General features: G+C 60.4%; 3 protein-coding genes. All 3 read right to left on the reverse strand.

All coding sequences use genetic code 11. The annotated features are described in order from the left end of the window. Positions 1-366 (reverse strand): DUF3768 domain-containing protein (locus tag O4H53_RS26925; protein WP_269368075.1); only part of this gene is annotated, 366 nt, incomplete at its 3' end. Between the two features lie 87 nt (positions 367-453). Further along, complete coding sequence (locus O4H53_RS26930; protein ID WP_269368077.1) at positions 454-663, reverse strand: DUF6330 family protein; 210 nt, start codon at positions 661-663, stop codon at positions 454-456. Positions 664-686: 23 nt separating this feature from the next. Next, the coding region (locus O4H53_RS26935; protein ID WP_269368079.1) for a zincin-like metallopeptidase domain-containing protein at positions 687-1,087 on the reverse strand (401 nt) is incomplete at its 5' end.

Here is a 1,087-nt window from a genome sequence, read left to right on the forward strand (position 1 = left end):
TGGAGTGAGCATATTTGAGGAGCCAAACCAGCGTTGCACTGAACGAAAAGGACTTGAAAATGTAATTTCCTCATGCAGATCGATTTTCCAGAACACGGTCTCGCCCCGGATCTCGACCGCCCCGAAATCGTGCCAGCCTTCCGGGTCATTCTCAGGCTCGAACGTGGCAAACTCACCGGTGGCCTTCACAGCCTCGGCCATGAGGCCTTCATCGGCCTCTATGAGCGAGCGGGTGACATGCAACCGACCCTGGATGGGCTGCGCGGGCGGCACCCCGAGGCACGCGCCCTTGCGGAACGCGTCGTTCTGCGCCGCGATCACACTCGGATCCGGACAGTCTGGCTGGGGTTGAACGGTCATGGACATCGGGCTCTCCTTTGCGAAGTTGAAACACCCTTCCCAAAGCCCGCTTTTCCTTTTCCGGCCGGCGGCAGGACCGAAGGAGAAGGTGCCCTACCCGAACAGCCCCTTGGGTCTGTAATTCGGGTTGGGGATGGTCTCGACCCAGCCGCCCTGTTCCTTGATGGTCTCGAGCGCTGCCGAGAGTGGATAGGCACCCTGGGACGCGCTCCACCAATAGGCACCGCGTTTGAAGGTGATGATCTTGCGGCGGCCTTCTTCGAAGCAGGCCACCCGCAGCGTCTTGGGTTCCTTGCGTGACATGCGAGTCTCCGTTCTCCGTGTGGTCAGGCGGCCTCGGCACTGCGCCCTGCCCTACCCGTCTCCGATCTGGCGATCAGATAGTCGCAGGCGCGCTGCGCATCCGCGGCGTGCTTGAAGATCGCACCCTTGTCCGACCGAAGAACGCGCAACCAGTTGTGGAGATAGGCGGCATTCATCTCGAGCGTATGGGCCGTGAAGCCGAGCGTCTGACCCAGGAAAACCGAGGTCAATTCCGCGACGATCTCCTCGCGCGCATAGGAGGTGTTGCCGAACTTCGAGAACCCGAAATCACGGTTCAGTCGATGGGGGGCCTTCGTGGCATGGGCATTATGCCGACATCGGCATAAGGCCCATAATGCCGCGCTCCGGTTTATGCCGCGCTTGTTCAGGCGAAGTCTTGTTTCCTGCGGTTTTTGTCGTTTTC

Source organism: Sulfitobacter sp. G21635-S1, from assembly GCF_027213915.1.
GTDB lineage: Bacteria > Pseudomonadota > Alphaproteobacteria > Rhodobacterales > Rhodobacteraceae > Sulfitobacter.

What these genes read in the sequence shown, in the direction of transcription:
- O4H53_RS26930 (WP_269368077.1), bottom strand. Translation starts at nt 663, where the DNA reads ATGTCACGCAAGGAACCCAAGACGCTGCGGGTGGCCTGCTTCGAAGAA.